The organism is Gilliamella sp. GillExp13 (assembly GCF_001690815.1).
In the GTDB taxonomy this organism is placed as follows: Bacteria; Pseudomonadota; Gammaproteobacteria; order Enterobacterales; family Orbaceae; genus Gilliamella; species Gilliamella bombi.
The window spans coordinates 1-24,980 of record NZ_LZHJ01000127.1 but is presented as its reverse complement, the minus strand read 5'-3'; the positions used below and the strand labels follow the sequence as shown (position 1 = coordinate 24,980).

23 protein-coding genes, 1 tRNA gene and 1 pseudogene are annotated in these 24,980 nt (G+C 34.4%); 14 read left to right on the top strand and 11 right to left on the bottom strand.

Features of this window, described 5'->3' with window-relative positions:
• Positions 1–30: 30 nt before the first annotated feature.
• Positions 31–3,489, bottom strand: a complete 3,459-nt coding sequence (gene mfd / locus A9G37_RS09170; protein ID WP_065575330.1) for a transcription-repair coupling factor — start codon at positions 3,487–3,489, stop codon at positions 31–33.
• Positions 3,490–3,647: 158 nt separating this feature from the next.
• On the opposite strand from mfd, the gene lolC reads away from it, so the two are divergent.
• The 3 genes from lolC to lolE are packed head-to-tail and all read left to right on the top strand — an operon-like array spanning position 3,648 to position 6,798.
• Positions 3,648–4,850, top strand: a complete 1,203-nt coding sequence (gene lolC, locus A9G37_RS09165; protein ID WP_034911788.1) for a lipoprotein-releasing ABC transporter permease subunit LolC — start codon at positions 3,648–3,650, stop codon at positions 4,848–4,850.
• Positions 4,843–5,547, top strand: coding sequence for a lipoprotein-releasing ABC transporter ATP-binding protein LolD (gene lolD / locus A9G37_RS09160; protein ID WP_034911737.1), 705 nt, complete (start codon positions 4,843–4,845; stop codon positions 5,545–5,547). Before lolC ends, lolD begins: the two co-directional genes overlap by 8 nt.
• Before the next feature lie 12 nt (positions 5,548–5,559).
• Positions 5,560–6,798, top strand: coding sequence for a lipoprotein-releasing ABC transporter permease subunit LolE (lolE, locus tag A9G37_RS09155; RefSeq protein ID WP_034911734.1), 1,239 nt, complete (start codon positions 5,560–5,562; stop codon positions 6,796–6,798).
• Positions 6,799–6,852: 54 nt separating this feature from the next.
• Here the strand turns inward: lolE and A9G37_RS09150 are convergent, their stop codons facing one another.
• From A9G37_RS09150 to A9G37_RS09140, 3 genes are all read right to left on the bottom strand, one after another.
• Positions 6,853–7,584, bottom strand: coding sequence for a rhomboid family intramembrane serine protease (locus A9G37_RS09150; RefSeq protein ID WP_065575329.1), 732 nt, complete (start codon positions 7,582–7,584; stop codon positions 6,853–6,855).
• A 44-nt stretch (positions 7,585–7,628) separates the two neighbouring features.
• A complete protein-coding gene (locus A9G37_RS09145; protein ID WP_034911725.1) occupies positions 7,629–8,123 on the bottom strand; it encodes a GNAT family N-acetyltransferase in 495 nt (164 codons plus the stop codon).
• A 448-nt stretch (positions 8,124–8,571) separates the two neighbouring features.
• Positions 8,572–9,153: an IMPACT family protein gene (locus A9G37_RS09140; protein ID WP_065575328.1), complete on the bottom strand. Its 582-nt coding sequence runs from the start codon at positions 9,151–9,153 to the stop codon at positions 8,572–8,574.
• A gap of 59 nt (positions 9,154–9,212) precedes the next feature.
• Here A9G37_RS09140 and nfi point away from each other — a divergent pair, with 59 nt between their 5' ends.
• Both nfi and A9G37_RS09130 read left to right on the top strand, forming a co-directional pair.
• On the top strand, positions 9,213–9,878 hold the full coding sequence (nfi, locus tag A9G37_RS09135; protein ID WP_442902862.1) for a deoxyribonuclease V: 666 nt from the start codon (positions 9,213–9,215) through the stop codon (positions 9,876–9,878).
• Entirely contained in the window at positions 9,868–10,614 is a 747-nt protein-coding gene (locus A9G37_RS09130) for a tRNA1(Val) (adenine(37)-N6)-methyltransferase (RefSeq protein WP_034911714.1), read from the top strand. Before nfi ends, A9G37_RS09130 begins: the two co-directional genes overlap by 11 nt.
• Before the next feature lie 11 nt (positions 10,615–10,625).
• Here A9G37_RS09130 and A9G37_RS09125 read toward each other — a convergent pair whose 3' ends face one another.
• The 6 genes and pseudogenes from A9G37_RS09125 to lolB all read right to left on the bottom strand — a co-directional run bounded on the left by A9G37_RS09125 (position 10,626) and on the right by lolB (position 16,625).
• Positions 10,626–12,035, bottom strand: a complete 1,410-nt coding sequence (locus A9G37_RS09125; RefSeq protein WP_034911712.1) for a basic amino acid/polyamine antiporter — start codon at positions 12,033–12,035, stop codon at positions 10,626–10,628.
• Positions 12,036–12,086: 51 nt separating this feature from the next.
• On the bottom strand, positions 12,087–12,857 hold the full coding sequence (ddaH, locus tag A9G37_RS09120; RefSeq protein ID WP_034911710.1) for a dimethylargininase: 771 nt from the start codon (positions 12,855–12,857) through the stop codon (positions 12,087–12,089).
• Positions 12,858–13,128: 271 nt separating this feature from the next.
• Positions 13,129–13,680, bottom strand: a complete 552-nt coding sequence (gene apt / locus A9G37_RS09115) for an adenine phosphoribosyltransferase (protein WP_065575327.1) — start codon at positions 13,678–13,680, stop codon at positions 13,129–13,131.
• 172 nt (positions 13,681–13,852) lie between these two features.
• Positions 13,853–14,903: pseudogene (locus A9G37_RS13650) on the bottom strand (bifunctional transcriptional activator/DNA repair enzyme AdaA).
• 246 nt (positions 14,904–15,149) lie between these two features.
• On the bottom strand, positions 15,150–15,992 hold the full coding sequence (gene ispE, locus A9G37_RS09105) for a 4-(cytidine 5'-diphospho)-2-C-methyl-D-erythritol kinase (protein ID WP_065575326.1): 843 nt from the start codon (positions 15,990–15,992) through the stop codon (positions 15,150–15,152).
• A gap of 12 nt (positions 15,993–16,004) precedes the next feature.
• Positions 16,005–16,625, bottom strand: coding sequence for a lipoprotein insertase outer membrane protein LolB (gene lolB / locus A9G37_RS09100; RefSeq protein WP_065575325.1), 621 nt, complete (start codon positions 16,623–16,625; stop codon positions 16,005–16,007).
• 166 nt (positions 16,626–16,791) lie between these two features.
• Between lolB and hemA the strand changes: the two genes are divergently transcribed.
• The 9 genes from hemA to A9G37_RS09050 all read left to right on the top strand — a co-directional run bounded on the left by hemA (position 16,792) and on the right by A9G37_RS09050 (position 24,545).
• The gene (hemA, locus tag A9G37_RS09095; protein WP_065575324.1) at positions 16,792–18,063 is read left to right on the top strand and encodes a glutamyl-tRNA reductase; all 1,272 of its coding nucleotides are present in this window, start codon (positions 16,792–16,794) and stop codon (positions 18,061–18,063) included.
• 36 nt (positions 18,064–18,099) lie between these two features.
• Positions 18,100–18,354: a DUF1289 domain-containing protein gene (locus tag A9G37_RS09090; protein ID WP_065575323.1), complete on the top strand. Its 255-nt coding sequence runs from the start codon at positions 18,100–18,102 to the stop codon at positions 18,352–18,354.
• A gap of 118 nt (positions 18,355–18,472) precedes the next feature.
• Positions 18,473–18,715, top strand: a complete 243-nt coding sequence (locus tag A9G37_RS09085) for a zinc ribbon domain-containing protein (protein ID WP_065575322.1) — start codon at positions 18,473–18,475, stop codon at positions 18,713–18,715.
• A gap of 98 nt (positions 18,716–18,813) precedes the next feature.
• Positions 18,814–18,900: transfer RNA gene (locus A9G37_RS09080), tRNA-Leu, on the top strand.
• Between the two features lie 476 nt (positions 18,901–19,376).
• Entirely contained in the window at positions 19,377–20,321 is a 945-nt protein-coding gene (locus A9G37_RS09075; protein ID WP_065575321.1) for a WYL domain-containing protein, read from the top strand.
• Between the two features lie 60 nt (positions 20,322–20,381).
• Positions 20,382–21,452, top strand: coding sequence for a chemotaxis protein (locus A9G37_RS09070; RefSeq protein ID WP_065575320.1), 1,071 nt, complete (start codon positions 20,382–20,384; stop codon positions 21,450–21,452).
• 63 nt (positions 21,453–21,515) lie between these two features.
• Complete coding sequence (locus A9G37_RS09065) at positions 21,516–23,087, top strand: cobalamin adenosyltransferase (RefSeq protein WP_065575319.1); 1,572 nt, start codon at positions 21,516–21,518, stop codon at positions 23,085–23,087.
• Between the two features lie 380 nt (positions 23,088–23,467).
• Positions 23,468–24,265: a DUF3944 domain-containing protein gene (locus tag A9G37_RS09055; protein WP_065575318.1), complete on the top strand. Its 798-nt coding sequence runs from the start codon at positions 23,468–23,470 to the stop codon at positions 24,263–24,265.
• 70 nt (positions 24,266–24,335) lie between these two features.
• Positions 24,336–24,545: a hypothetical protein gene (locus A9G37_RS09050; RefSeq protein WP_034914571.1), complete on the top strand. Its 210-nt coding sequence runs from the start codon at positions 24,336–24,338 to the stop codon at positions 24,543–24,545.
• 59 nt (positions 24,546–24,604) lie between these two features.
• Here A9G37_RS09050 and A9G37_RS09045 read toward each other — a convergent pair.
• Positions 24,605–24,980, bottom strand: a 376-nt coding sequence (locus A9G37_RS09045; RefSeq protein WP_141671152.1) for an IS30 family transposase, incomplete at its 5' end; no start/stop codon positions are given.

Here is a 24,980-nt window from a genome sequence, read left to right as displayed (position 1 = left end):
TCTCTTAGTCGTTTATTGTAATTATAGTTATCATTCTTGATGACTTGCAAAATCAGACAACAAATTTTTAATATATTCAATGCGATCGATTCGTTGCAATTCTGATTTTTGTAATTTTAATCGATTTGAACTTTCTAAGCGATAATTTTTTGGTTCTTTTTGAATTATTTCAATTAAGTAATCGACTGACACCTTATTATTATTACCGAATTCAATATAACCGCCTTTTTCACCAAACTCGATCTTAGTAATGCCTAATTGGATTGCGTGATAACGGATTTTTGTGGTTTCTAGTAAAAAAAGCACTGCATCGGGCAATTTACCAAAACGATCTCGCATTTCAACTTGAATATCGGTGAGTTCGATAAGATCGGTGATACTCGCAATACGTTTATATAGTGATAAACGTGTATTAACATCGGGAATAAAATCATCAGGAATAAGTGTTGGTAAACGTAACTCAATTTCTGTTTGTTGATTATTGAGTAATGATTCAAGTGTTGGCTCTTTGCCTTCTTTTAGTGATTTGACGGCCTCATCAAGTAGCTCAATATAAAGGTTAAAGCCAATAGTCTCAATTTGACCGCTTTGATCGCTGCCTAATAACTCACCAGCACCTCGGATTTCAAGATCGTGTGTGGCTAGAGCAAAACCTGCACCTAAATCTTCAAGTGAGGCAATTGCTTCTAGGCGTTTTTTGGCATCTTTAGTGAGTAATTTAGGGTGTGGGGTTAATAGATAAGCGTAAGCCTGATGATAAGAACGTCCAACTCGTCCTCTGAGCTGATGTAACTGGGCTAAACCAAATTTATCGGCACGATCAATGATAATGGTATTGGCATTAGGAATGTCGATACCAGTTTCAACAATGGTTGTACAAACAAGTATGTTAAAACGTTGATGATGAAAGTCATTCATTACGCGCTCTAAGTCGCGTTCATGCATTTGCCCATGACCAATGGTAATTCGTGCTTCGGGCACCAGCTCTGCCAGTTTTTCGCTTACTTTTTCGATATCAGAAATATCATTGTGTAAGTAATAAATCTGACCACCACGTAAAATTTCACGCAAAATGGCTTCTCTAATCACGAGATCATCATATTCTCTAACAAAGGTTTTCACTGCTAAACGGCGAGCTGGAGGAGTCGCAATAATAGAAAGATCCCGCATACCACTCATTGCCATGTTGAGGGTTCTTGGAATTGGTGTTGCGGTTAGTGTTAGAATATCAATGTTTGCTCGCATTGCTTTAATTCGTTCTTTTTGGCGGACGCCAAAACGATGTTCTTCATCAACAATCAACAAGCCTAAATCTTTCCATTTGATATCTTCTTGTAACAATTTATGTGTGCCAATTACAATATCAATTTTGCCTTCACCAAGAGCTTCTATAATACTTTTTTGTTGTTTGGCGGTTTTGAATCGAGACAGGCTTTCTATGCGAATTGGCCAGTTTGCAAAGCGATCACAAAAGCTTTCGTAATGTTGTTCTGCAAGTAAAGTTGTAGGAACTAAAACTGCTGTTTGTTTATGATTAATAACGGCTAAAAAAGCAGCTCGGATCGCTACTTCTGTTTTACCAAATCCAACATCACCACAGACTAATCTATCCATGGCATAAGGAGAGCACATATCGCCAATTACTGCCCCAATGGCATTTTGTTGATCATCAGTTTCTTGATAAGGAAACCCTTGGCAAAATAGTTCATACTGCTCTCGGTCTTGTTTAAATTCAAATCCGGGTTTACTTTCACGTTCAGCGTAAATATCTAGTAATTCAGCTGCAACATCTCGTACTTTTTCGGCCGCTTTTTGCCGCGCTTTACTCCAAGCATCAGTACCTAATTTATTGAGTGGTGCGTTTTCTTCATCGCCACCAGAATAACGGCTAATTAGATTTAATGATGAAACAGGAACATAAAGCTTGGTATCATTGGCATATAATAGAATAAGATATTCAGCCGTAATCCCACCTGTTTCTAATGTGGTAAGTCCTGCATATCGACCAACGCCATGTTCTAAATGGACAACGGGTTTGCCGGGTGTTAGCTCAGCTAAACTACGAATAAGTGAATCAGTATTGATAGCTTGTTTATTTTCTTTTTTGCGACGAACTACTCGTCGTCCTAATAGCTCATTTTCAGTAATAAAGGCAAAATTATCTTGCTGATTGATAAAGCCTTGTTCACTAGCTCCAACGATTAAATAAAATCGGCTATCACTGTTTTTTCGTTCATCAAGTAAATTGATGGTAGTGGGATGAATACGAATTCGTCCAAAAATTTCTTGTAAAGCCTCTTTGCGTCCTTCTGATTCAACCGAAAAGATGATTGTTCCTGCAAAATTTTCAACAAATTTTTGAAATTGCAAATAAGGATCTTTTTGTTGGATCTCAATAGCAATATTAGGTAATGCTACATAAGGCAAATTAACGTTTTTATTTGATTCAGTCGTTATTGCATGCGATAAAACCATTCTTGGGTAGTTTTTGAAATTGGCAAAAATCTCGTCAGTTTTAGACCAAATAACATTTGGTGCAAGTAATGGTCGCATAGGATCGACTTTGCGGCTTTCATAACGTTGGGTAATATCTTGCCAATATTTGTTAGCACATTGCTCAATATTAACTGTATTGATAATTAAGCTATTTGCTAAAAAATAAGAGAATAGAGGTGTTAATGGTTCGTTAAAAAACAGGGCTTGCCAATATTCAATACCAGTTGGCAAAATATTTTTACTAACTTGTTGATAGATGCTTTCTGAGTCTAATCTAACTTCAAATTGTTCTCGCCATTGACTACGAAATAACTCAATAGCTGTTTTATCGAAAGGAAACTCATGGGCTGGTAGCAATTGTATTTCAGCAATTTCACCAAAGGTACGTTGAGTTTCGACATCAAAAGTACGGATACTGTCGATTTCATCATCAAAAAAATCGATGCGATAAGGCTTATCACTGCCCATGGGGTAGATATCAAAAAGCGCTCCACGAGTAGCATATTCGCCATGCTCCATAACTTGGCTGACTGAACGATAGCCAGCATTTTCAAGTTGAAGGCGTAAATGTTCTCGGCTAATTTGTAAGCCTTTTTTCATTATAAAAACATGTCCACCCAAATAACTTTGTGGGCAGACTTTTTGCATTAAGGTATTAATGGGTAAAATTAACGCCCCTTTGGTTAAATGTCCAAGATGATAAAGGCAAGATAAGCGTTCTGATACGATATCTTGATGAGGAGAAAAGCTGTCATAAGGCAATGTTTCCCAATCTGGAAAGATAATAGAAGGGAAGGATGTAAACTGCTTTAGTTCTTCATGAATGCGCGAAGTTTGTTGCATATCATCAGTGACAATCACAACTATACCTTCATGTGCATCTATAGCTTGAGCGCAAAATTGTGATAAGGAAGAGCCAACTAGCTGCCCAATTTGCTTTACTTCACCTGATTTTTGAGGAATTAAGTTTGAAATATTAACTGTTTTAGACATGATGAGTTCGTTGATGTCGCTGAAAATTTATTGTCAGATTATAACGTAAGTATGAGGTTGTTTTCTATAACTGTTTAATCCTGTATGATAAGCACCTTGCATTTAACTAGCAAAACTTTGTAAAAAAGTTTCAGGTAATATATACGTTTATGTCAAAAATATTTCGTCCATTAGTATTTTTTATTGGTTTGCGCTATGTATACGGGCAAAAAACGGATGGGTTTGGTCGCTTTGTATCATGGTTGTCGATGATTGGGATTATGTTAGGTTCAATTGGTCTAATTGTGGTCTTATCAGTCATGAACGGGCTTGAAGATCAGATGCAAAGTAGTATTTTAAAGTTTTTACCTCAAGCCCAGATCACAACACCACAAGGTAGGATAGATCCTAAGGTCATTACTCGTGAGCAATTTAATCAGATTCAAGGTGTTAATCGTATTAGTTCTTTGGTGTCGAGTGATGTGGTTTTGCAAAGTGAGCAAAGTATCACTGTAAGCACACTAATGGGCATTAACCCAGAAGATGATGATCCTATTAATGATTATATCTATAGTGGATCGTTCTTAGATCTTCAAGCAGGGCAATACAATGTTATCATAGGGCAAACGTTAGCTAATCAATTAGGTGTAACCGTTGGCGATAAAATACGTTTAATGGTAACAGATGCAAGTCAAATTACCCCAGTTGGGCGTATACCTTCCCAGCGTTTATTTAATATTGTAGGACTGTTTACGGTTAACCACGATATCAATCAAACGCTTATTTATGTCAATCAATCTGACGCTAAAAACTTATTACGTTATCCTCCTAATATGATTAGCAGTTGGCGCCTATTTTTAGATAAACCACTTGATATTGCCTCGATAACCAATACCCCATTACCTGAAGGATTAGTCTTTAAAGATTGGCGAGCTAAACGCGGTGAATTATTTCAAGCCATTAAAATGGAAAAAAATGTCATGGGATTACTCATTAGCCTGATTGTGATTGTAGCGGCTTTTAACATTATTACCTCATTAAGCTTGTTGGTGATGGAAAAGCAAGGCGAAGTCGCTATTTTAAAAACACAAGGTCTGTCTCGCTTTAAAATTATGTTAATTTTTATTATTCAAGGTGCAAGTTCAGGAATAATTGGCACGTTATTAGGTAGCGCCTTAGGACTGCTACTTGCTATTAACTTAAACGAAATCATGCAATTGTTAGGTTTATCTTTAGCTGGTATCTTGCTACCTTCATTGGTTGAACCATCGCAAATTATTTTAATTATTATTGGATTGCTTATGTTATCGCTAATTTCAACACTTTATCCTGCATATCGTGCAGCCAATATTCAACCTGCCGAGGCTTTACGTTATGAATAATTCACAAATATTACTAAGTGCCAAAAATCTTTATAAAACTTATAACGAAGGCAAAATGGTAACCGAGGTTTTAAAAAATGTCTCGTTTGACATTTATTCACAATCATTACTCGCCATTATAGGTAGTTCAGGATCAGGTAAAAGCACTTTACTGCATTTGCTTGGTGGCTTAGATAATCCCACATCTGGCGAAATTATTTTTAAATCACATCAGTTAAATCAATTATCTGAACAAGAAAAGGCACGTCTACGCAATCAAGAAATTGGCTTTGTTTACCAATTTCACCACCTATTGCCTGACTTTACCGCGCTTGAAAATGTAGCCATGCCACTATTAATTGGCGGCGTTTTACCCAACGAAGCTAAAAAACGGGCTATGGCAATGCTAGAGTCGGTTAATTTAGTCAAACGAGCAAATCATCGTCCTTCCGAGTTGTCTGGCGGAGAACGCCAACGAGTGGCAATAGGGCGTGCATTAATTAATAACCCCGCTTTAGTAATGGCTGATGAGCCAACAGGTAACCTTGATAAATCAACAGCCGATTCTATTTTTGAGCTACTGATTAAATTAAATCGTGAACATGGAACTGCGTTTTTGGTTGTTACACATGATCTTGAGCTTGCCAATAAACTTGATAAACAAATGGTGATGAGAGATGGTCAACTTTCTGATAGCGCATCATTAGATAACAATTAATGGATAATTAATATGAATTTATCTTTAATTACCGCCATAAAATTTCGAAAAGGGCGTCGCAAAAGTGGTATGGTGTCGTTAATTTCGATTATCTCAACACTCAGCATTGCTATTGGTATTGCGGCATTAATTATTGGCTTAAGTGCCATGAATGGCTTTGAGCGTGAATTACACAATCGAGTGTTATCGGTAGTGCCACATGGACAATTCTATCCAGAGTACGGCAATTTAGATAATTGGCAACACGTTCAACAAGAACTTAAAAACAATAGTAATATTGTATCAGCCTTACCATTTGTTAATTTTACTGGATTAATTGAAAACGGTAGCAAACTTGGTGCTGTGCAAGTACAGGGTCTTGACCCTGAACAAGAAATGCAAATCAGTTCACTACCGAATTATGTACTGAATAATAAATGGCAAGATTTTAAGCCCGATAACCAACAAATTATTATTGGAGCAGGGCTTGCTAAAAATTTATCAGTGAGAGAAGGGGGATGGGTTTCTTTATTAATTCCTGTTTCGAGTAGTCCAAATCAACTCAAACCACCTAAAAGAGTCCGTTTGCAAGTAGTAGGGATTTTAGAATTAAGTGGCAGCTTGAGTAATAACATGGCTTTAATTCCATTAACAGATGCACAGAAATTACTAAATATGGGCGATAGCGTTACAGGTATTATGGTAAATGTAAAAGACGTTTATCAATCCAATAACCTTATTGGTCAAGCAGCATTAGGGCTTGACGAAGATCTGTTATTTAATAGTTGGGAACAGACGTTTGGCTTTATGTATCGTGATATTCAAATGATTAGGCAAATCATGTATCTGGCCATGATTGTAGTGATTGGCGTGGCCTGTTTTAATATTGTATCCACTTTAGTCATTGCCGTAAAAGATAAACAGCGTGATATTGCCATATTAAAGACCCTAGGCGCAACTAATCGTTTAATCAAACATATTTTTATATGGTATGGAGTGATTTCAGGGTTAATTGGCAGTCTAATTGGAGTTATTTTAGGCGTAATACTGTCATGGCAACTTTCTAACATCATGGGCTTTATTGAGTCATTAATGGGGCATAAAATCTTAAATAGCAATATCTATTTTATTGATTTTTTACCATCCGAAATTCATCTGTTTGATGTGGTGATAGTGTTTATAACCGCCATGTTACTTAGCTTAATTGCTAGCTATTATCCAGCTAAACGTGCGTGTAAGATTGAGCCTGCACGGATTTTAAATAGCTTTTAAATAGCTTTTGCATAAATAAGGCGCTGTTTAATGATAATCAGCGCCTTTTTATTATTAATAATAGACATAATAACCACTAGGCAAAGCATAGTGCATATATTGCACATAGATCCCCAATGCAGTCACAATAAATACAAGACCAATAATAAGTAGAGTTAACTTACTTGGGTATTTGAACATTTTAATACATAACGAAACAGCCCCACCAAGCACAAAACCAGCGCAAGCACCACCGATATGCGCCATATTATCGATAGATGGCAATAACCCTAACCCAGCAGTTAATACTAAACTCACCAACATTGCTTTGACTGGCATTTCTTGTATATTGGTTTTAAACACCAAACAATAAGCCAACAATGCGGTAATAATACCCAAAATAGCACCCGAGGCACCACAGCTAATCACATTTTGATTGATGGTGGCAATATCGCTTGATAAGCTTCCTACTAGCCCTGAAAAAAAGTAAATGCCAACAAAAGCAAGGCAAGGAATGCGCTGTTCTAAAATAGGACCAATGCTCCATAATGCCAGCATATTCATAGCTAAATGAGTAAAACTGACATGCATAAATAAATTAGTAAACATGCGCCAATATTGGCCAGAAAAAGTTAACTCCGCAACATCGGCTCCCCAATCAATCAAAAAATGATTTTCATATAATGGCGAAAACCCACGGCTATCAACTAGCCGAAATGCAAAAAAACACAGAATATTGATTACTACCAGCGTTGTTGTGACTTTAGATTGACTGGCGTAATATTTAATATCATTAAAGGTGCTCATTAAAAAATCCTTTTGAATAGGTAAATTTTATTGATAGAAGTCAGTTAATTTAACCGTTTACCTAATATAACTAAATCACGCTGAACATTATCTAATTCAGCAATTTTTGGAAGAAGTCCCCATTGTTGATACTGCATTTTTTTAAATAAATTAACACTAGGTAAGTTATGTCGAAACACATAGCTAAAAATTGTCTCAATTCCAGCTTGTTTAGCAAATTGTTCGATTTTATCCACCATAAATTGACCAATTTTTTTGCCACGAAAATCTTGATGAAGATATAAGCTAATCTCAACGGTTTTATAAAAAGCGGGACGACCATAAAACGAAGATAAACTAATCCAACCACAAGGTTTATCTTGATATTTAATTAACCAAAGTGGACGATTGTTAGGGTTATGCTGGTAAAACCATTCCAATCGACTTTCAACAGAAACAGGCACTGTATCGGCAGTAACTTGGCCACCAGCAATTGTTGAATTATAAACATCAACAATAAATGGTAAATCTTCTAATGTAGCATCGTGGTAAGTAATCATGTTTTTTGCTTTAAGTGGTTTAAAGTGAAATTATTGTAATTTTATTATTGTTTATTGGCAATAAAGCATATTTTTATAGTGAGAAAAATAATGTATAGTAATATTTCACATTTAAAATAAAATCAATTCACTAGATGTATTTTTTGAAAATACAATTTAAAAATTGCTTCAAAATATAAAATTTAGCTAACTCTTTTTTTTTAAATAAATTAAAATCAATAAAAACAAAAGGTTAATAATGTCTTGTAAAAAAGGATTTTTGACAGAAAAATCCTTTTTGCCTTTTGCTAAATGGAGTTATAGTATATTGGCTTCTGGTTTACTGCCGTGTAGGCGGTTTAGAAATATTTATGTTCAGGGTGAATGTGCTCTTTAAGTTTACCGCCGTGTAGGTGGTCACTGTTGCATAAAAAACTTCAACAAAATCAATACTTAATCGGAAAGTTTTTTATAATTCAATAATAACTCGCCCACGAGTGATGTCGCTAATGTTTTTTTGTAGAAGTTGCAATTTGTCTTTTGTGATAGCGACGTTTACTTTTACACCTTCAGCATCAAACTCTTGATTTTCAACAATGGAATCAAGTTCCTTTAGACGATTTTCGATAATTGGCCATTCGTTATAATAACAGTGAAATTGTAGCGTTATGCGGGCAATGAGTTCAATTAGCTCAGCTTGTTGTAAGCAGTGGCTAGCCGAACCGCCATAGGCACGAATTAATCCTCCAGTACCTAATTTTATGCCACCAAAGTAACGAGTCACTACTACAACCACTTGGTCACAATCTTGTCCTTCAATGGCTGAAAGAATAGGGCGACCTGCTGTACTAGTGGGCTCGCCATCGTCATTAAATCGGTATTGTTGTCCAATCTTCCATGCCCAGCAGTTGTGGGTGGCGTTGAGATCGCTTATTTGATTAATAAAGTCGGTGGCTTGTTCAGCTGATGTGACTGGCGCTGCATTGACAATAAAACGACTTTTTTTGATTTCTTCTGTTAACTCGGTAGGATTTGCTAATGTATATGGCATGCTAATTCTGATAAAATCAATCTATTGGAATAATGATACTGAACAGAATAAAAATGTCTATCAATTTAGAACAATTAATGCAAACACAGCAGGCGTTAGCCATGCAGGTTAAATGCGATGATGACTTTAATCCGTCAATAAATTACGTTGGTGGTACTGATGTCGGTTTTGAAGATAATGGCAAGATTACTCGAGCAGCAATCGTTATTTTGCGCTATCCAACTTTCGAGGTTGTTGAGTATCATATTGCTCGGGTTGAGACAGGGTTTCCTTATATTCCTGGTTATTTGTCTTTTCGGGAATACCCTGCGCTACTTGCCGCTTGGCAGCAGGTAACACAGAAGCCAGATTTGTTGTTCGTTGATGGGCAAGGTGTTGCTCATCCTCGGCGTTTAGGTATTGCAAGCCATTTAGGTTTGTTGTTAGATATGCCAACAATTGGTGTTGCTAAAAAAAGGCTTTGCGGTCAATACGAAATATTACCTAAGCAAGCAGGTAATGTAACACCTTTACAAGACAAGCAAGAACAGATTGGTTGGGTTTTATGTAGTAAAAATAATTGCAATCCTTTATTTATTTCAACAGGTCACCGAGTAAGTCAAGATAGTGCTTTAAAATGGGTTAATTTATGCTTGCGGGGCTATCGTTTGCCAGAACCGACTCGCTGGGCTGATGCGATAGCATCTAACAAGCCTTTGTTTAAGAAGTTTATTTATGCAGAATAATTCATTACCGTTAAAAAAAGGTGGCTTTACTTTTAAGCGTTTTTTTGTGGCGCACGATAAAAGTCCAATGAAGGTAACAACCGATAGTTGTTTGTTAGGGGCTTGGGTTCCGATTGATTCGGCTCCGCAAAAGGTACTCGATATTGGCTGTGGTTGTGGTGTAATTGCGTTAATGTTAGCTCAGCGGTTAGAACATGATAACAGCCAAATTGATGCCATCGATATTGATATGCAGGCGGTATCACAATGTCAGCAAAATAGCGAACAAGCTGGGTTTACTTCGATTAATGCGATTAATACCGATATTAATCAATTTCAGCTAAGTTATGCGGTGGGCTATGATTTGATTGTGACTAATCCCCCTTATTTTGCATCTGCCGTTGATTGTCGCAATTCCCAAAGACAGTTGGCACGTTATACCGAATGTTTGAACTTTCAACAGCTTATTGACACAGTTAAGCGCTTACTAAAACCGAAAGGGCAATTTTGTTTAGTTTTACCTTATCATTTATCCAATCAGTTTAGGTTATTATGTGAATCTAATCAGTTATATTTATTCCAACTGATGAATGTTAGATATAGTGCAGATAAAGACTTTTCGTTATCATTATTGGCTTTTTCATTTATCCAGGCTAATAAAATTGATGAGCAGCAATTGTGTATGCGAGATGGTGATGGGCGTTATTCTCAAGAGTTCAGAAAGCTATTAGCTGACTTTTATCTATTTCGAAAATAACGCCTAACTAATTAATTTGGTGTTATGTAGAAGTGTAAAATAGCGATGATAGCTAATAGGATGATTGCAATAGCGTACGCTTTGTCATGCAAGTAACTAAATGCTGGCAAAGATCGTTCCTTTCTGGCATAAAGGTAAAAACAGAGTCCCATACTATATAGTATCATCGACAGTAATAAATAAACTGTGCCACCAGCATAAATCAACCATATGCCATAAAGCGATCCTAAAGCGCCAATCATAATTAAGTAGGCTTTACCTTGTTGAACGGCTAATTTAAAAACAAAGAGAGCCGCCAGTAAATAGGGAATAAGCACCATTGAGGTTGATAATTGGATTAATGTGTTGTAGCCAGATTGATAGTAGTGGGCAAGGATAATTAATACGGTTATTAAACATGTTGTTAACCATAATGCGTTGGATGGCGTGCCTGCTTTGTTGAGTTTTCCAAAACAACTTGGTACTGTGTGTTGTGTGCCTTGGCCAGCTAAAAATAGCATTTCGGCCGCTAGCATTAACCATGATAGTAATCCACCACTGACTGACACAATTAAACCAATATTAATTAATGTTGCTCCCCAGCTGCCTACTACATGTTCAATAACAAGTGCCATGGAAGGGTTTTTCATTTGAGCAAGTTCTTGTTGTGGCACAATACCAAGCGATAACACAGATACGCAAACAAGTAATAAGCTGGTAATAGCAAAGCCAAAAAAGGTAGCTCGGCTAATGCTGATGATGTTTTTGGCTCTAGCAGCATACACAGTTGCGCTTTCAATCCCTAAGTAGACCCAAACGGTATAGAGCATGGTGTTTTTTACTTGCTCGATAATTGAGCCTAATTGCGGTGTTCCCCAAAAATCTATCTTAAATGTCGATATTTTAAAGGCAAGGCTAACACAAACAATAAATAAACCAATAGGCACGATTTTCGCTAATGTTACTAGGCAATTTAATAAAAAAGCACGATATATTCCTTTTAATACAAAATAGTGCACTATCCATAAAAATATGATAGCCGTAATAACGGCAGGTAATGTGGTACCATGACCAAAGAAGCTCAAGCAATCAAAAGATCCTAATGCACTAAATAAAATCACTAGGTAGCTGGTGCACGACATCCATGCTGATATCCAGTAGCCCCACGCGGCATTAAAGCCGATATAATCGCCAAAACCTTCACGCACATAACCATATAATCCATCATTGATTTTGTAAAATCGAATCGATAAATACTGAAATATCCGTGTTAGCATTAACATGCCAAATAGGGTTATTATCCATGCAATTAAAATAGCGCCAGAGCCCGAACTTTCGGCCATGTTTTGTGGTAGGCTAAAAATACCGCTGCCTACAATACTGCCAACCACTAACAGTGTGAGTGGCAGGATGCCTAGCTTTTTTCTTACCGATGTATTCATGTTGTTGTCTTATTATGTGGTTTAGTAAGGTTAATATTTAATATAGATCGATTAAAATCTTAGTGACATGCAACTTACGCCACCATCAATCTTTTGGTATTCCGATGTATCAACTTCAATAACTTGGTAGCCAAGTTTTTCTATTTTTGCTTTTGTTGTTGGATAGCCCATCGGCATTATTACGTGATCATTAACCCAAATACAGTTGGCAGCATAACTTTCTTGTTCGGGAATTTCGATAATATTAAAGCGTTGAAACTCAGGTTTAGTTATAAATTCGCCTGCTGCTAATAGGTTGTTGTTTTCTAAATAAGCTAAACCTGTTTTTAGATGTAATACTTTTTCAAGCTTAACTACCGAACCAGTTAATCCGTACTTCTCTAAAATAGCTATCATTTGGTTAGCACCAGCTTGGTTGGTTCGAGCAGATAAGCCAATATAGTAGTGGTTTTCAACCATCATTATATCGCCAGCTTCAACGGTACCTGGTGCGGTAATCCTTTCTACTTTATTTGGATAAAATCTTTCAATGGTATCGGCAATGATTTCAGTTTCTTCCCTACGGCTTTCAGCTCCAGGTCTTGTTATAATGGCACAATGCGGTGTACAAAGAACGGTATCTTCAACAAAGACTGAATCAGGAAAACGTTCGTCGGGTGGTAAAATAGAGATATCAACATCGCACTGCTGTAGTGCTCGAATGTAATAGTTATGCTGATCTAAGGCCTTTTGATAATCAGGTTTACCCAAGTTAGCTGACGTTAATCCGTTAATTAAAGATTTGGCGGGTGTTCTTGCAATAATATGGTTAAATTTTTTCATTCTATCTATTTCCTTTTGTTTTAATAATTATGCTTTATTTATGAATAATAATTCACATTTATGGCTTTATCAAGATGTAAAGTGTATTTTTATTCGTTTTTTGAGGTTTTGTTGGTTTTTTATCTTGATTTATTTAGCTGAATTTAGATAGAGTGGTGGTACATATCTATTTTTTATGCAATGAAAATGACTAACTTATTTTATTTTAGAAAGGAAAAGAGATAAAAGTATTCAAAATAAAAAAAGGCACTAATTGTGCCCTTAATAGTAATTATTCGCCCTCAAAATTAACTAAAGTAAAGCAATCAATTCCCATATCCGTTAACTTTGTTTTGCCACCTAAATCTGGTAAGTTGATTACAAATGCGGCGTTTTCGGCAATGCCACCAGCTTTACGAATTAAATTCGCTGTTGCAGCAATTGTTCCACCTGTAGCAAGTAAATCATCAATAATTAATACTCGTTCGCCTGGTTTAATGGCATCAGTATGAATTTCTAACGTATCTGTACCGTACTCAAGCTGATATTCTTCTTTAAATACGTGGCGCGGTAACTTATTGGGCTTTCTTACTGGTACAAAACCAATATTTAATGCTAATGCAATTGGAGCAGCAAAAATAAAGCCTCGAGCTTCTGTGCCTACTACTTTATCAATTTTTTTATCACGATAATGATCAATTAATAATTCAACAGTGGTTTTAAATGCAGCAGGATCAGCAAGTAAACTTGTGATGTCACGAAACAAAACCCCTTCTTTTGGATAGTTGGGAATAGTAAGAATGCTGTTTTTAATTAATGCAAGTTTTTCTTGTAACTGATTCATCTAAATGCTCTCTAAGTTCTTCTATAAGAGTTGCTAATCTTACATTATATACCTGCAAACTTTTTAGTTGCAACAAAGAAACCGTAATATCATGCTGAAACCTAGCAATACTTATAATTTAAGTAATAAAACTGCCATTACTGTATTTAGCACAGCAATTATAATGGAACAATTAAGAATGTCTTTTTTCATGTTCAATTAACCATCGTTTCCTTTCTAGCCCTCCGCCATATCCCATTAATTCACCATTTGAGCCAATGACTCGGTGGCAAGGTATGATAATTGCAATTCGATTAAATCCATTTGCGCTTGCAACTGAGCGGATAGCATGTGGATTATTGATGTTTTCTGCTTGCTCTTTATAGGTAGTTAGTTTTCCATAAGGGATTTGTTTTAAACTGTCCCAAACAGTTCGCTGAAAATCTGTTCCAGGAGTATGTAATTTAACTGCAAAATATTTTCTTATTCTTTGAAAATATTCATCAATTTCATTTTTAGCTTGAACAATATGGCTATTTTCTCCAAAAATAATTTTTGTATTAAGTTGTGTTTGTAATTGTTTAAATTCTGTTTCTAACATTCGATGATCCACGAATTCTAATAGGCAAATACCTTGATTAGTGGCGCAAATAAACATTGGTCCCAATGGTGTAGTTAGGCGATTAACCAAAATAATTTCGTTATTAGTATTTTGAGATGGGCATTTTTCATTATTTTTTTGTAAGTGTATCCAAAACCACTTAATGACTCATATCTGTATCATAAGCGGTATTAATGACATTTTTACCAATTTTAAGCTCTTGAAAGGCATTATTTATTCGATACATCCTTTGATAGGTTTGGAAGGTAATACCATAATTTTTTTTGAACCAGCGTCTGATCGTTTCGGGGCTTATTTGATGCTCTTTTAATATCATATCGGATATTTTTGTTTTAGGATTTTGGGTAATTAATGCGATAGCTTTAATGACTTCTGATGGTGCTGCGTTAGAATTTTCAGTTGGTTTGCAAATTTTACAAGGACGATATCCAGCATCAAGAGCTTCTTTGAAAGTGCTAAAAAATTCTACATTTTCATATTTTGGTTTCTTTGCCCGACAAGTTGCAATACAAAATACCGAAGTTGTTTTAACTCCAGCATAGAATATCCCAATATAGCCTTGGTCTTTTGCAAGTAAAGCCTGATAATATTGTTTTCTTTTGTCTAAATTGGTAATAAGCATAATTTTTAAAATCTTAATTTTAGTTAATTGATAACTGAGTTTTGTAATCTGGTTAGCATATTAAATAAACAGTAAGCATCGCAACCGAAAAATCGACAACTATTTTTATTTTACTGTTTTTATGGTTTATAAATATAATTGGTGATTACCACATTCTATCTTTGTCAAAATGTGGTTATATTTAATATATAAATATTGACGTAATAAAACCTTAACCATTTAATGATTGTTGATTAAGGTTTTTGTTTAATTTGTGAATAAAGGAGAGGTGTTTAACGATTTTGCGACAAAACTATTAACTGATAGTGCTGCATTAAGTTTGCCTTGAATGGCTAATGCTTGTTGCTTTGATTCACATTGGGTAAAAACACATGCACCAGTTCCTGTTAATCGAGTTGTACCATATTGGGAAAGGTAAGTAATTATTTTATCTATTGTTGGATAACGTTTCCTAACTACTTCCTCACAATCATTTTTTAATTCGTTAAACTTCAATGAAAGTAAATTAGTAATGCTTTGAGCTGGCGTATTGCGAGTTAGCTCAGGATCATTAAAAATTTCGACTGTTGATATTTCAATATTAGGGCAAGTGACTAAATACCAATATTCAGGAATATCTACAGGGTGAAATTGATCGCCAATTCCTTCGGCAAAAGCCGCATGACCATAAATAAAAATAGGGACATCGGCACCAATTTTTCGTCCTATATCCATTAGTATTTCGGTTGATAAATTAAGTTGCCATAGCTGATTAAGTGCTACTAATACTGTTGCAGCATTAGATGAGGCTCCTCCTAATCCACCACCCATAGGAATTTTTTTATCAATTGTAATATCTACACCTAAATCATTACGGTTGGTATAGGATTTCAATTGTTCAGCAGCAACAACAATTAAGTTTTTATTAACGGGTACATTTGTAAAATCGGTTAATAAGTTAATTTTATTATCTTGACGAACATTAAAGATTAGGATGTCGCAATAATCAATAAATTGAAATAACGTTTGCAAATTATGATAATTGTCAGAACGGCGTCCAGTGATATAAAGGAATAAATTTAATTTAGCAGGTGATAACCACTGTTTCATAACTATTATCCTTTATCGTAAAATCCAGTCACTAATTTTTAAGCGAACAACTTCGTCATCATGCGTAAGCTCTATAGTTGCAGGTAAATCTATCTTTTTGTTTTGATAAGTATAAGTAGAGTAACTTGGAATTTTTAATGTCCATATATTGTTATTTTGTATAAAGACAGTTGAAAGTAATCTTCCTGAACTATCTAACTTGTCAGTATTGATGTTGTCTGAAAATCCTTTTAACCAATTATGCAAAGAATTAAGTGGAATATTTACATTGGATATCTTTTTCATAAGATTTTCAACATTGGTATCTTGGTAATTTCTACCGTCTTTATCAACCAGTTGAGCATAATTAGGTTCGGCGTTTAATGTTAAAATATTGCTACCAATGGGGGAGGTTAATTTAACTTGGTAGTTATCAGTTGATTGTTGAGCTATTAAAAATCGTCCATAATTACGAGATTTATCACTTATGTAAGCTATACTACCTTTAACTTGGAATGTGTTTATTTGTTTTAGATTTTGTTGGCGGATTTGCCACTGCTGTTCAATCGAAGTGTTGTTTTGAGATTTTGTTATTTGGCAAGCGGTGATAAGTAAAGGTAATATGAAAACAAATATATATTTGATTTTAGACATAAAATAACTCTTAGTTGTTAGTGTTTGTGTCAATAAGTGCAGTATTATAACTGATAATTTACTGAATAAGAAAAAGAACCTTTACTATTTTTTATGTATAATATAGACGTTTAAGAACTGTTAATAAAATAATATATCTAATAACCTTCAAAAAAGAAGCGATGCAATGTCTATTACAATTTTTGGTGTTAATCATAAAACAGCGCCAGTTGCTTTAAGGGAAAGGCTTGCTTTTCCTAATGAGATTGTCGATAAAGCACTATACAGCTTATACCAACATCCTTTAGTTGATGGGTGTGTTATTTTGTCTACCTGCAATAGAACAGAAATTTATCTTAGTTATGAGCATCAAACTGACTATCTAAGATTAAAACAATCTGTAGAAAGTTGGTTAGGACAATTTCATCATCTTGATGTTGATCTATACCAAGATTCATTTTATTGGTATGACGGTCAACAAGCTGTTGAACATTTGATGTCGGTAGCAAGTGGTTTAGATTCTATGATCATTGGTGAGCCACAAATTCTAGGGCAAGTTAAGCAAGCATATAGTTTTGCTCAAGAACAAAATTGCTTATCTGTTCAATTAAAAAAACTATTTCAAAAAGTATTTCATGTAGCGAAAATTGTCCGTAGTGAAACCAATATTGGCACTAATACAGCATCTGTCGCTTATGCTGCTTGTTTAGTTGCTCGCCATCTTTTTAGTGATACCTCTAATTTAAATATTATGCTTGTTGGCGCAGGTGAAACAATAGAGCTTATTTCACGTTACTTAAAACCGCATGGATTTAATCAAGTTATTATTGCCAATCGAACCCGTGAAAAGGCATTAAAACTTGCGGTTGATATTGATGCAGAAATCATTTCATTACCTGATATCGCTAATCGACTTAAAGATGTTGATATTGTGATCAGCTCAACAGCGAGTCCTTTACCTATTATAGGTAAAGGCATGGTTGAGCGCACTTTACGAGCTAGAAATCATCGTAAAATGCTGTTTATTGATTTAGCTGTTCCTCGCGATGTCGAGGAAGAGGTTAGTCAACTCAATAATGTGCATCTTTATACTATTGATGACTTACAAAAAACGATTGAAAGTAATTTAGAACAAAGAGCTATTGCCGCTAAAGAAGCGCAATATCTTATTCAAGAACAAGCTGAACTTTTCATTGATTGGCTTAAGACTAGACATGCAGTTGCTTATGTTAAGCAGTATCGTAGTAATGCAGAAAGTATCAAACGTGAGTTACAAATAAAAGCCTTAAATGCCATCAGGCAGGGCGCTAACATTGACGATGTTTTTGCTGAGTTTTCGCATCGCTTAACCAATAAATTAATCCACGCACCGACTCAAACATTACTTCATGCAGCTACACATGATTGTGATAACTGTTTTAAAGTATTAAGTAAAGGGTTAGGATTAAAAGAACATTAGTCAATATGTCGTTTTGCTTAGGAAACGAGGAATAAATTGGATCAGATTGAATTTTTTGATATTCCAAGCCCGTGTAAACGAGTTTGTGTAACTGATAAACAAGGCTATTGTATTGCTTGTTATCGCTCAAGAGAAGAAAGATTTAGTTGGTTAACCTTGAGTGATAGCCAAAAGCAAAAAGTTTTGCGTTTATGTAAACAACGGGCATTAAAACGCCGTTATCTATTATCAAGACAGCAACAACAACAAGACTTAAATCCAGTAACACCTCAATTCGATCTTAATTTCTAAATCTATTTATCTATTTTTAATATATATTGTAATCTTGTTTAACTCAGAGTAGGATTTTTATACATATAAAGATGGCAATTATTTAGTCACCTTTTTTAATATTATTGGAATTTAAAATATGAAAATGTGTATTGCATGTGGCATGCCAATGACTGCTATTGCTGATTATCCATTGCTCGATATGTCTAAAAACTATTGTAAACATTGTGCTCATAAAGATGGCACAATGAAAACATTTGATGAAAAATGGCATGAAGTTACATTACAATATGCTCAAAATCACAATGTTGATAATGCAGTAGCTAAACAAACTGCTTATATAATCCTTAAAAAATTACCTGCCTGGAAACGCAGGTGGTAGTTGATTTTTTAGGCAACCAAAACGCTTTACGATAATACCTGTTGCAGATATTGTAAAGCTTAGTATAATGCTAACGTTTACTTATTTACACGTTTAATGCCAGTGTGGCGAAATTGGTAGACGCAGCGGATTCAAAATCCGCCGCCCTTAAAAGCGTGTCGGTTCGAGTCCGACCACTGGCACCAAGTTCACAAAGAACACCAGCTTAAAGCTGGTTTTTTTATGTCTAAAGTCTTATCAAAACTGAGTCCAGCTATATTTAATAAACTAGCTAACTAATCTCTACTGAAATTACATCAAAATAAGCACAAAAAAGATAGAATTGAGTAATATTGATCGAAATAAACGATCAATGATCATCAATTGATCGAAAATTCCGATATGACAATTTTCTCTTATTCATCAATAATTAAATAAAAAAATTATTTTTTTTATTTCTTTTTCCGTAGATAGGAAAAACAATCTGATAATTTAATGCGTAATCAGAATATAACATTATTAATGTAAATGTTATCGGATTTTTATTCAGATCAAGCATAAAGTTTAATTTGTAAATTCAGTTAATACTTTAAGTTAAGAAAAGCTATATTATTCTGTAAAATAATTGATTAAAAATAAAGCAATATTTCTAATTAGGGAAAAGGTTACAATAGGTAAATAGATGATGGGTAGGAAGAAAGATTCAAATGTTAGTGCAGGACAAAAACTGTTGAAAATGTATCACATTTTGCTATCAGGTAATAAACCGCATTATCAATCGGATTTAGCTGAAATGCTAAACTGTTCTGCTCAAACAGTAATACGACTAGCTGAACAGATCGAGTTATCTTTCCCTGAATGTTTCTGCTCTGGCAAGGAAAAAAATCGTCGTTGGTATAGTCTGCAGATTAATCATAAAAATACACTAGGTTTAAATTATCAGGAATTACGATATCTAAGTTTGTGCCGCGAATTGTCTAAACCCTTTATTCCCCCCGAGATTGGTGAACGTATTGATCAAACATTATTGCATCTTTCTATGTTGTTATTAGAGTTAGATACAAGAGAACACTTTGCAACAAGTACACCTATTGCTTTTTTTACTAAAGGGAAAATTGATTATTCAGAGAAAGTTAACATTATTGAGGACCTATTAAAATGTATTGAAAATAAGACTTTTTGTCATATTCATTACATTGCTAACGGTAATCAACAAGGAAAAAACCACTATTTTGTTCCGCGAAAATTAATTGCAATGAATCATGCCTTATACGTTTATGGCGCAATTTCAAATAACGTTGCGACAGAATTAAAACACAGTACTTGTTTGGCAATTCACCGAATACAAAAGTTAGATTTTATTAATCAAAAAGCCTCTATATCAATAGCTGATCCAATTGAAAATAAAACAATGTTTGGTTTACCTGAACATGAACCTCGTACTTTTTCAATTCAATTTGCCAAATCAGCAGCTGGTTATATTAAAGAAAGAATTTGGTCCGACGAACAAAAAATCGAAGAGATCGAAAATGGTGAAATTATTCTTACTATCACCACATCTAGTGAACGTGAGTTAAACGCTTGGGTTAGAGGGTTTGGAGAGCAAGCAAAAATGATCACATCTTAAGTTTGTTGTAACACAAACATAATATATTTTAATTAACATAAATTTAACGAGGAAATAACAATGGCATTACCTATTATTCTTGCAGGTGCAGCTGCAGTCGCTGCTGCAGTTGGTGGCAAAAAAGCATACGATGGTTATCAAAAAAAATCTGAGGCCGATGAAATTATAGAAGGATCCAAAAGTCGATATGACAAACGAGAAAATGAAATTGAGGCATTAAATAAAGTTTCAGCTCAGAAATTAGATCGGTTAGGTTCATTAGAACTTAATATTGGTAAATCATTTGGTGAATTTAAGAAAATTTCTGACGAATTATTAAAACAGTTGAAACAAAAAGACAATAAAGATCTCACATTATCTATTCCTAAATGTGAGATAGATAAAATTGAAAAGTATTCATTTTCTACAGTGGAGTTTTTAGGTACGGCTGTAGCATCTGGTGCAGCAGGGGCTGCTGCAAGTTTTGCTGTGTATAGTGGAGTGATGGCTTTTGCCGCCGCTTCAACAGGAACACCTATTGCCGCTTTATCCGGTGTAGCTGCATATAATGCCACTATGGCCGCTATCGGAGGGGGATCTCTTGCTGCAGGTGGTTGGGGAATGGCTGGCGGTGCAATGGTTCTAGGCGCTGCTGCAATTGCACCAATGATTGCTATTGGTGGTTTTGCTTATGATAGCTATGCTGAAAAAGCCCTAGAAAAGGCAAAAGAAACAAGATATGAAGTTGACAAAGCAATAACAAGAATGGATTTAATTGATAAACATTTATCTAATATAAATAACTATGCAGATAAAATTTACACATCATTAGAAAAAATTAATCAGACCTTTAATGAATACTTTTCTGCATTAAAAGAATTGCATCAAAAGATAGTGGTTCTGGGTTGGGGAGAAGATATTAGCGATAATTCGGAAAAGAGTTTAAGAATTATTAATAACGGTTATTTATTGGCAGCTATTATGACCGATATTATTACAACCCCACTTTTTAAAATTAAAAAAGTATCTGAAGATGGTATTGTTGAAGTCGAAAAAGATAGTGATGAACTCAATGTTCTTAATCAAGAAGAATTAGATAATGTATTAATTAATAAAGAAAAAGAATACAAAGATTTTATTCTGGGAGTGTAATGATAAAAGGCCAAGGGAACTTGGCTTTTGTTTTGTTGATTATATTAACGAGGACTAAAAATAATGATGAAACAGGAAATGGATTGGGGCGAAGAGTTACATAATACCGTTGTCAAATCTTTGGTGACTTCATTTGGATTAGATTTTTTATTATTTAAAGATAATGTAGGTGGAGATGTTGATACCGTTCATAATGCACGACAAAACATTTACGCAACTGATAGAGAAAGAATAAGAAAGGAACAAAATCCAAAATATGATTCACATGAGTATCATTCTCATGCCAATTATATTGAGACAAATCGACAAGGAAAAATCGCTCATCAAGCAAATACCTTAACAGATGCTTACACAGGGGAAATATTTGCTCAAAATGATAAAAAAAATTTAGATCACGTTATTGCAGCAAATGAAATACATCACGATCAAGGTCGAATATTAGCTGAATTATCAGGAACTGACCTTGCTAATGACAGTAGCAATTTATATTTCACTAATGAAACATTAAATAAGTCTAAGAAAGCAAGTTCAATGTCTGACTTTGTAAACAAACTTCAAAATGAACTCACTCAAACTCGTCAAGAAATAGCTATATTAAAACAGAAAAAATCGTTAACAGATCAAGAAAAAAAGTCATTAGAAAAGTTAGAAAATAAAGAAAAAGCAAATTTCAATAAGATGCTTGAAATAGACAAAAAAGCACGGGCTAAATACGAGAGAACTGTCAATATAGCCTATTATACTAGCAGTAAGTTTGCTAAAGATGTCGCTTATCAATCAGCCCTTTCTGGTTTTAAAATGGGAACAAGACAGATGCTAGGGCTTATTCTTGCTGAGGCATGGTTTGAACTACGCGATCAATTTCCTTCTATTTATGCAAATAATAAATATAACTTTTCTATAAAAAATTTCTTAAATGATGTTAACAATGTATTTAATGCCATATGGGAACGAATAAAACTAAAATTTAAAGATTTTTTTAATTCTTTCAAAGATGGTGCTGTTAGTGGTGCATTATCGAGTGTAACCACTACTGTTACTAATATATTTTTCACTACGCAAAAAATGCTTGGAAAAATGATTCGGGAAATGTGGGGGCATATTACGGCAGCTATAAAATTAATCTTTTGCAACCCTAATTCATTACCTTTAGGTCAATTAGTTAAAGAAGTAAGTAAAATTATTAGCGCTGGAATTTCAGTTGTTTGTGGTACTGCTATTTATAGTATCTGTTCGCAATTATTTGCTTTTCCATTCGGTACCGAATTATCTGCATTTTGTAGTGCACTAGCGACTGGTATTTTAACATTAGCATTTAATCACTATCTAGATAAAGGGACTCTTCCTCAAAAAATTTGGGCTTTTTTGGATAAATTTAAAGATAAATACGAAAGAACTCTCGATTTTTTTAAAGCTGTAAATACGGAGTTAGATAATTACTTAAAAGAGTTAGCAAGGCTAGAGTTCAATATGGATACACAACAATTAGCGTCGTTTACATTGCATCTTACTACGACCAATAATGAACTAGAACGCAGCTTTCTGTTAAAAGAAGAAGTAACTCGCCGAGGAATTAAATTACCATTTGAAGCCGGTAATCTTGAGTCAGTAAATTCATGGTTAAAATCATTATGAGTAATTCCCCCTCGTTTTCTTGTTATCAATGTGGAGCTTGTTGTTGCAATGTTAATTACTCGCAAGAAACGTTATTTCTTGATAGTGGTAATGGGGTATGTCGCTATTATGACCATCAAACAAAATTATGTACCATTTATGAAACAAGGCCAGATATCTGCCGTGTAGATAAACAATATCAGCTCAATTATAAAAATAAATATAGTTGGGCTGAGTTTATCGAGATAAACACTATTGCATGCAAAATTTTGAATTCAAAATAACAAATGAACCAGTAATAAAAAATTAGAACGAAAACACCTTAAATTCCTTATGAAGGAAATTCTGATTGCTATAGTGTTGTAATCATAAATAATTAATAATTAATAAGGGGAGCATAAATGGCTATTTATAGAGATGATTCAGACTTAGTTTTTTTAAAACAATGTACTAATGAAGATTTAGAATTATTGGTTTCTATATTGACTGTTGATCCTAAGGATAATACCCTTCGGTTTACCGAAACATTAACGAGTGATGCAAGTTATAAACGACATTATCCTAACCATCAATTATATTGGAAATCTATAGCTGCAGAGCTTCAAACATTTGGTGCAAATTCAGGAATGAATCTATTAAGGCAAGGTAAAGGGGTATGTTATCGTGAAATATTAATAGATGTATGCAATAAAACTAACACAATATTGAATGAACCATCATCTTTTTTTATTGAGAAAATTGAAGATGCTTTATTAAATTCACTTCTCAAGCAATCATTAGAAAATATAAGTCAAAAAGACCTTAAAAAGATAGCAGCAGAATTGGGTAATGTTAATTCTAAAGTTACACCATCCACGGTAATGATGGGGATTCAAAATTTTATGACTTCGTCTTCTTTAATTTCAAATTATTTAATATTTAGCATTTTAAACAATTTTGGTTTTAAATCAGGAAATATAATGACAGTAATGTTACCAAGACCTTATCCGAGGCGATATCAGGAATTAGTATTATCTATTTGTTTGGCAATAAACCATTTATGGCTACTATTTAATATTACAGGACCAGCTTATCGTGTAACAATTCCAGCTTGTTTATATATAGCAACCTTACGAAAAAAATACAATGATGCAAAAATAACGAATCATATATTAAAAAATAATATAGATCTTAAAAAAATGATGGAAAAAAATCTTTAACAAAAGTTTTTTATTTTTCTAATTAAAGTTGTGCTTATATATTTAGCTATAAAACAATAAGGAGTTATACATGTCAATTTTTAAATTAATTAGTGTGGGTTCTGGGCTTCTTTTAACAACAGCAGCAGTATATACTGCGCAAGATAAAATAGCAAAAGCGTGTGAAGAAGATGAAGATCTTAAATCAATAAAAACAGAAGGACGAGTATTAGCTAGTTTTGTAACCTCGGTTATTGTTGGTGGAGTTGTTAATAAGCTTATTAATCGCGTTTTTAATTAGTTGTAGGAAAAGACTGGATAGGCCACCAGACCTATCCTAAATTTTGTATATTTAATAGCCTAGATTACACCATGAAGTGCAATTTTTCTTAACTCCTTCGAATAAAAGGAGGCAGGGCTTTTAAACTTATGCCGTTTTCTTGGGCGTGTGTTCAATAGATATTGTATTTTCTTTATCTGTTCGTCGTCAACTAATGAAATGGCCGCTGACTTAGGTATAAACTGACGTATTAAGCCATTGGTGTTTTCATTTGTGCCTCTTTGCCAGCTTTTATAAGGCTCCGCAAAGTACACGGTGGTGTTTAAATAATGCTCAATAGCATAATGATAATTAAATTCGGTTCCATTATCAAAGGTGATGCTTTTAACCATTTTTTTAAACGGCGTTAGCAATTTTATTATCATATCTCTCGTTTCGGAGGCGGTACGTTGATTG

Coding starts and splice junctions, on each gene's coding strand:
- mfd (WP_065575330.1), bottom strand. CDS start 3,489: ATGTCTAAAACAGTTAATATTTCAAACTTAATTCCTCAAAAATCAGGT.
- lolD (WP_034911737.1), top strand. CDS start 4,843: ATGAATAATTCACAAATATTACTAAGTGCCAAAAATCTTTATAAAACT.
- lolE (WP_034911734.1), top strand. CDS start 5,560: ATGAATTTATCTTTAATTACCGCCATAAAATTTCGAAAAGGGCGTCGC.
- A9G37_RS09150 (WP_065575329.1), bottom strand. CDS start 7,584: ATGAGCACCTTTAATGATATTAAATATTACGCCAGTCAATCTAAAGTC.
- A9G37_RS09145 (WP_034911725.1), bottom strand. CDS start 8,123: ATGATTACTTACCACGATGCTACATTAGAAGATTTACCATTTATTGTT.
- A9G37_RS09140 (WP_065575328.1), bottom strand. CDS start 9,153: ATGCCATATACATTAGCAAATCCTACCGAGTTAACAGAAGAAATCAAA.
- A9G37_RS09130 (WP_034911714.1), top strand. CDS start 9,868: ATGCAGAATAATTCATTACCGTTAAAAAAAGGTGGCTTTACTTTTAAG.
- A9G37_RS09125 (WP_034911712.1), bottom strand. CDS start 12,035: ATGAATACATCGGTAAGAAAAAAGCTAGGCATCCTGCCACTCACACTG.
- ddaH (WP_034911710.1), bottom strand. CDS start 12,857: ATGAAAAAATTTAACCATATTATTGCAAGAACACCCGCCAAATCTTTA.
- apt (WP_065575327.1), bottom strand. CDS start 13,680: ATGAATCAGTTACAAGAAAAACTTGCATTAATTAAAAACAGCATTCTT.
- ispE (WP_065575326.1), bottom strand. CDS start 15,992: ATGAAACAGTGGTTATCACCTGCTAAATTAAATTTATTCCTTTATATC.
- lolB (WP_065575325.1), bottom strand. CDS start 16,625: ATGTCTAAAATCAAATATATATTTGTTTTCATATTACCTTTACTTATC.
- hemA (WP_065575324.1), top strand. CDS start 16,792: ATGTCTATTACAATTTTTGGTGTTAATCATAAAACAGCGCCAGTTGCT.
- A9G37_RS09085 (WP_065575322.1), top strand. CDS start 18,473: ATGAAAATGTGTATTGCATGTGGCATGCCAATGACTGCTATTGCTGAT.
- A9G37_RS09075 (WP_065575321.1), top strand. CDS start 19,377: ATGATGGGTAGGAAGAAAGATTCAAATGTTAGTGCAGGACAAAAACTG.
- A9G37_RS09070 (WP_065575320.1), top strand. CDS start 20,382: ATGGCATTACCTATTATTCTTGCAGGTGCAGCTGCAGTCGCTGCTGCA.
- A9G37_RS09065 (WP_065575319.1), top strand. CDS start 21,516: ATGATGAAACAGGAAATGGATTGGGGCGAAGAGTTACATAATACCGTT.
- A9G37_RS09055 (WP_065575318.1), top strand. CDS start 23,468: ATGGCTATTTATAGAGATGATTCAGACTTAGTTTTTTTAAAACAATGT.
- A9G37_RS09050 (WP_034914571.1), top strand. CDS start 24,336: ATGTCAATTTTTAAATTAATTAGTGTGGGTTCTGGGCTTCTTTTAACA.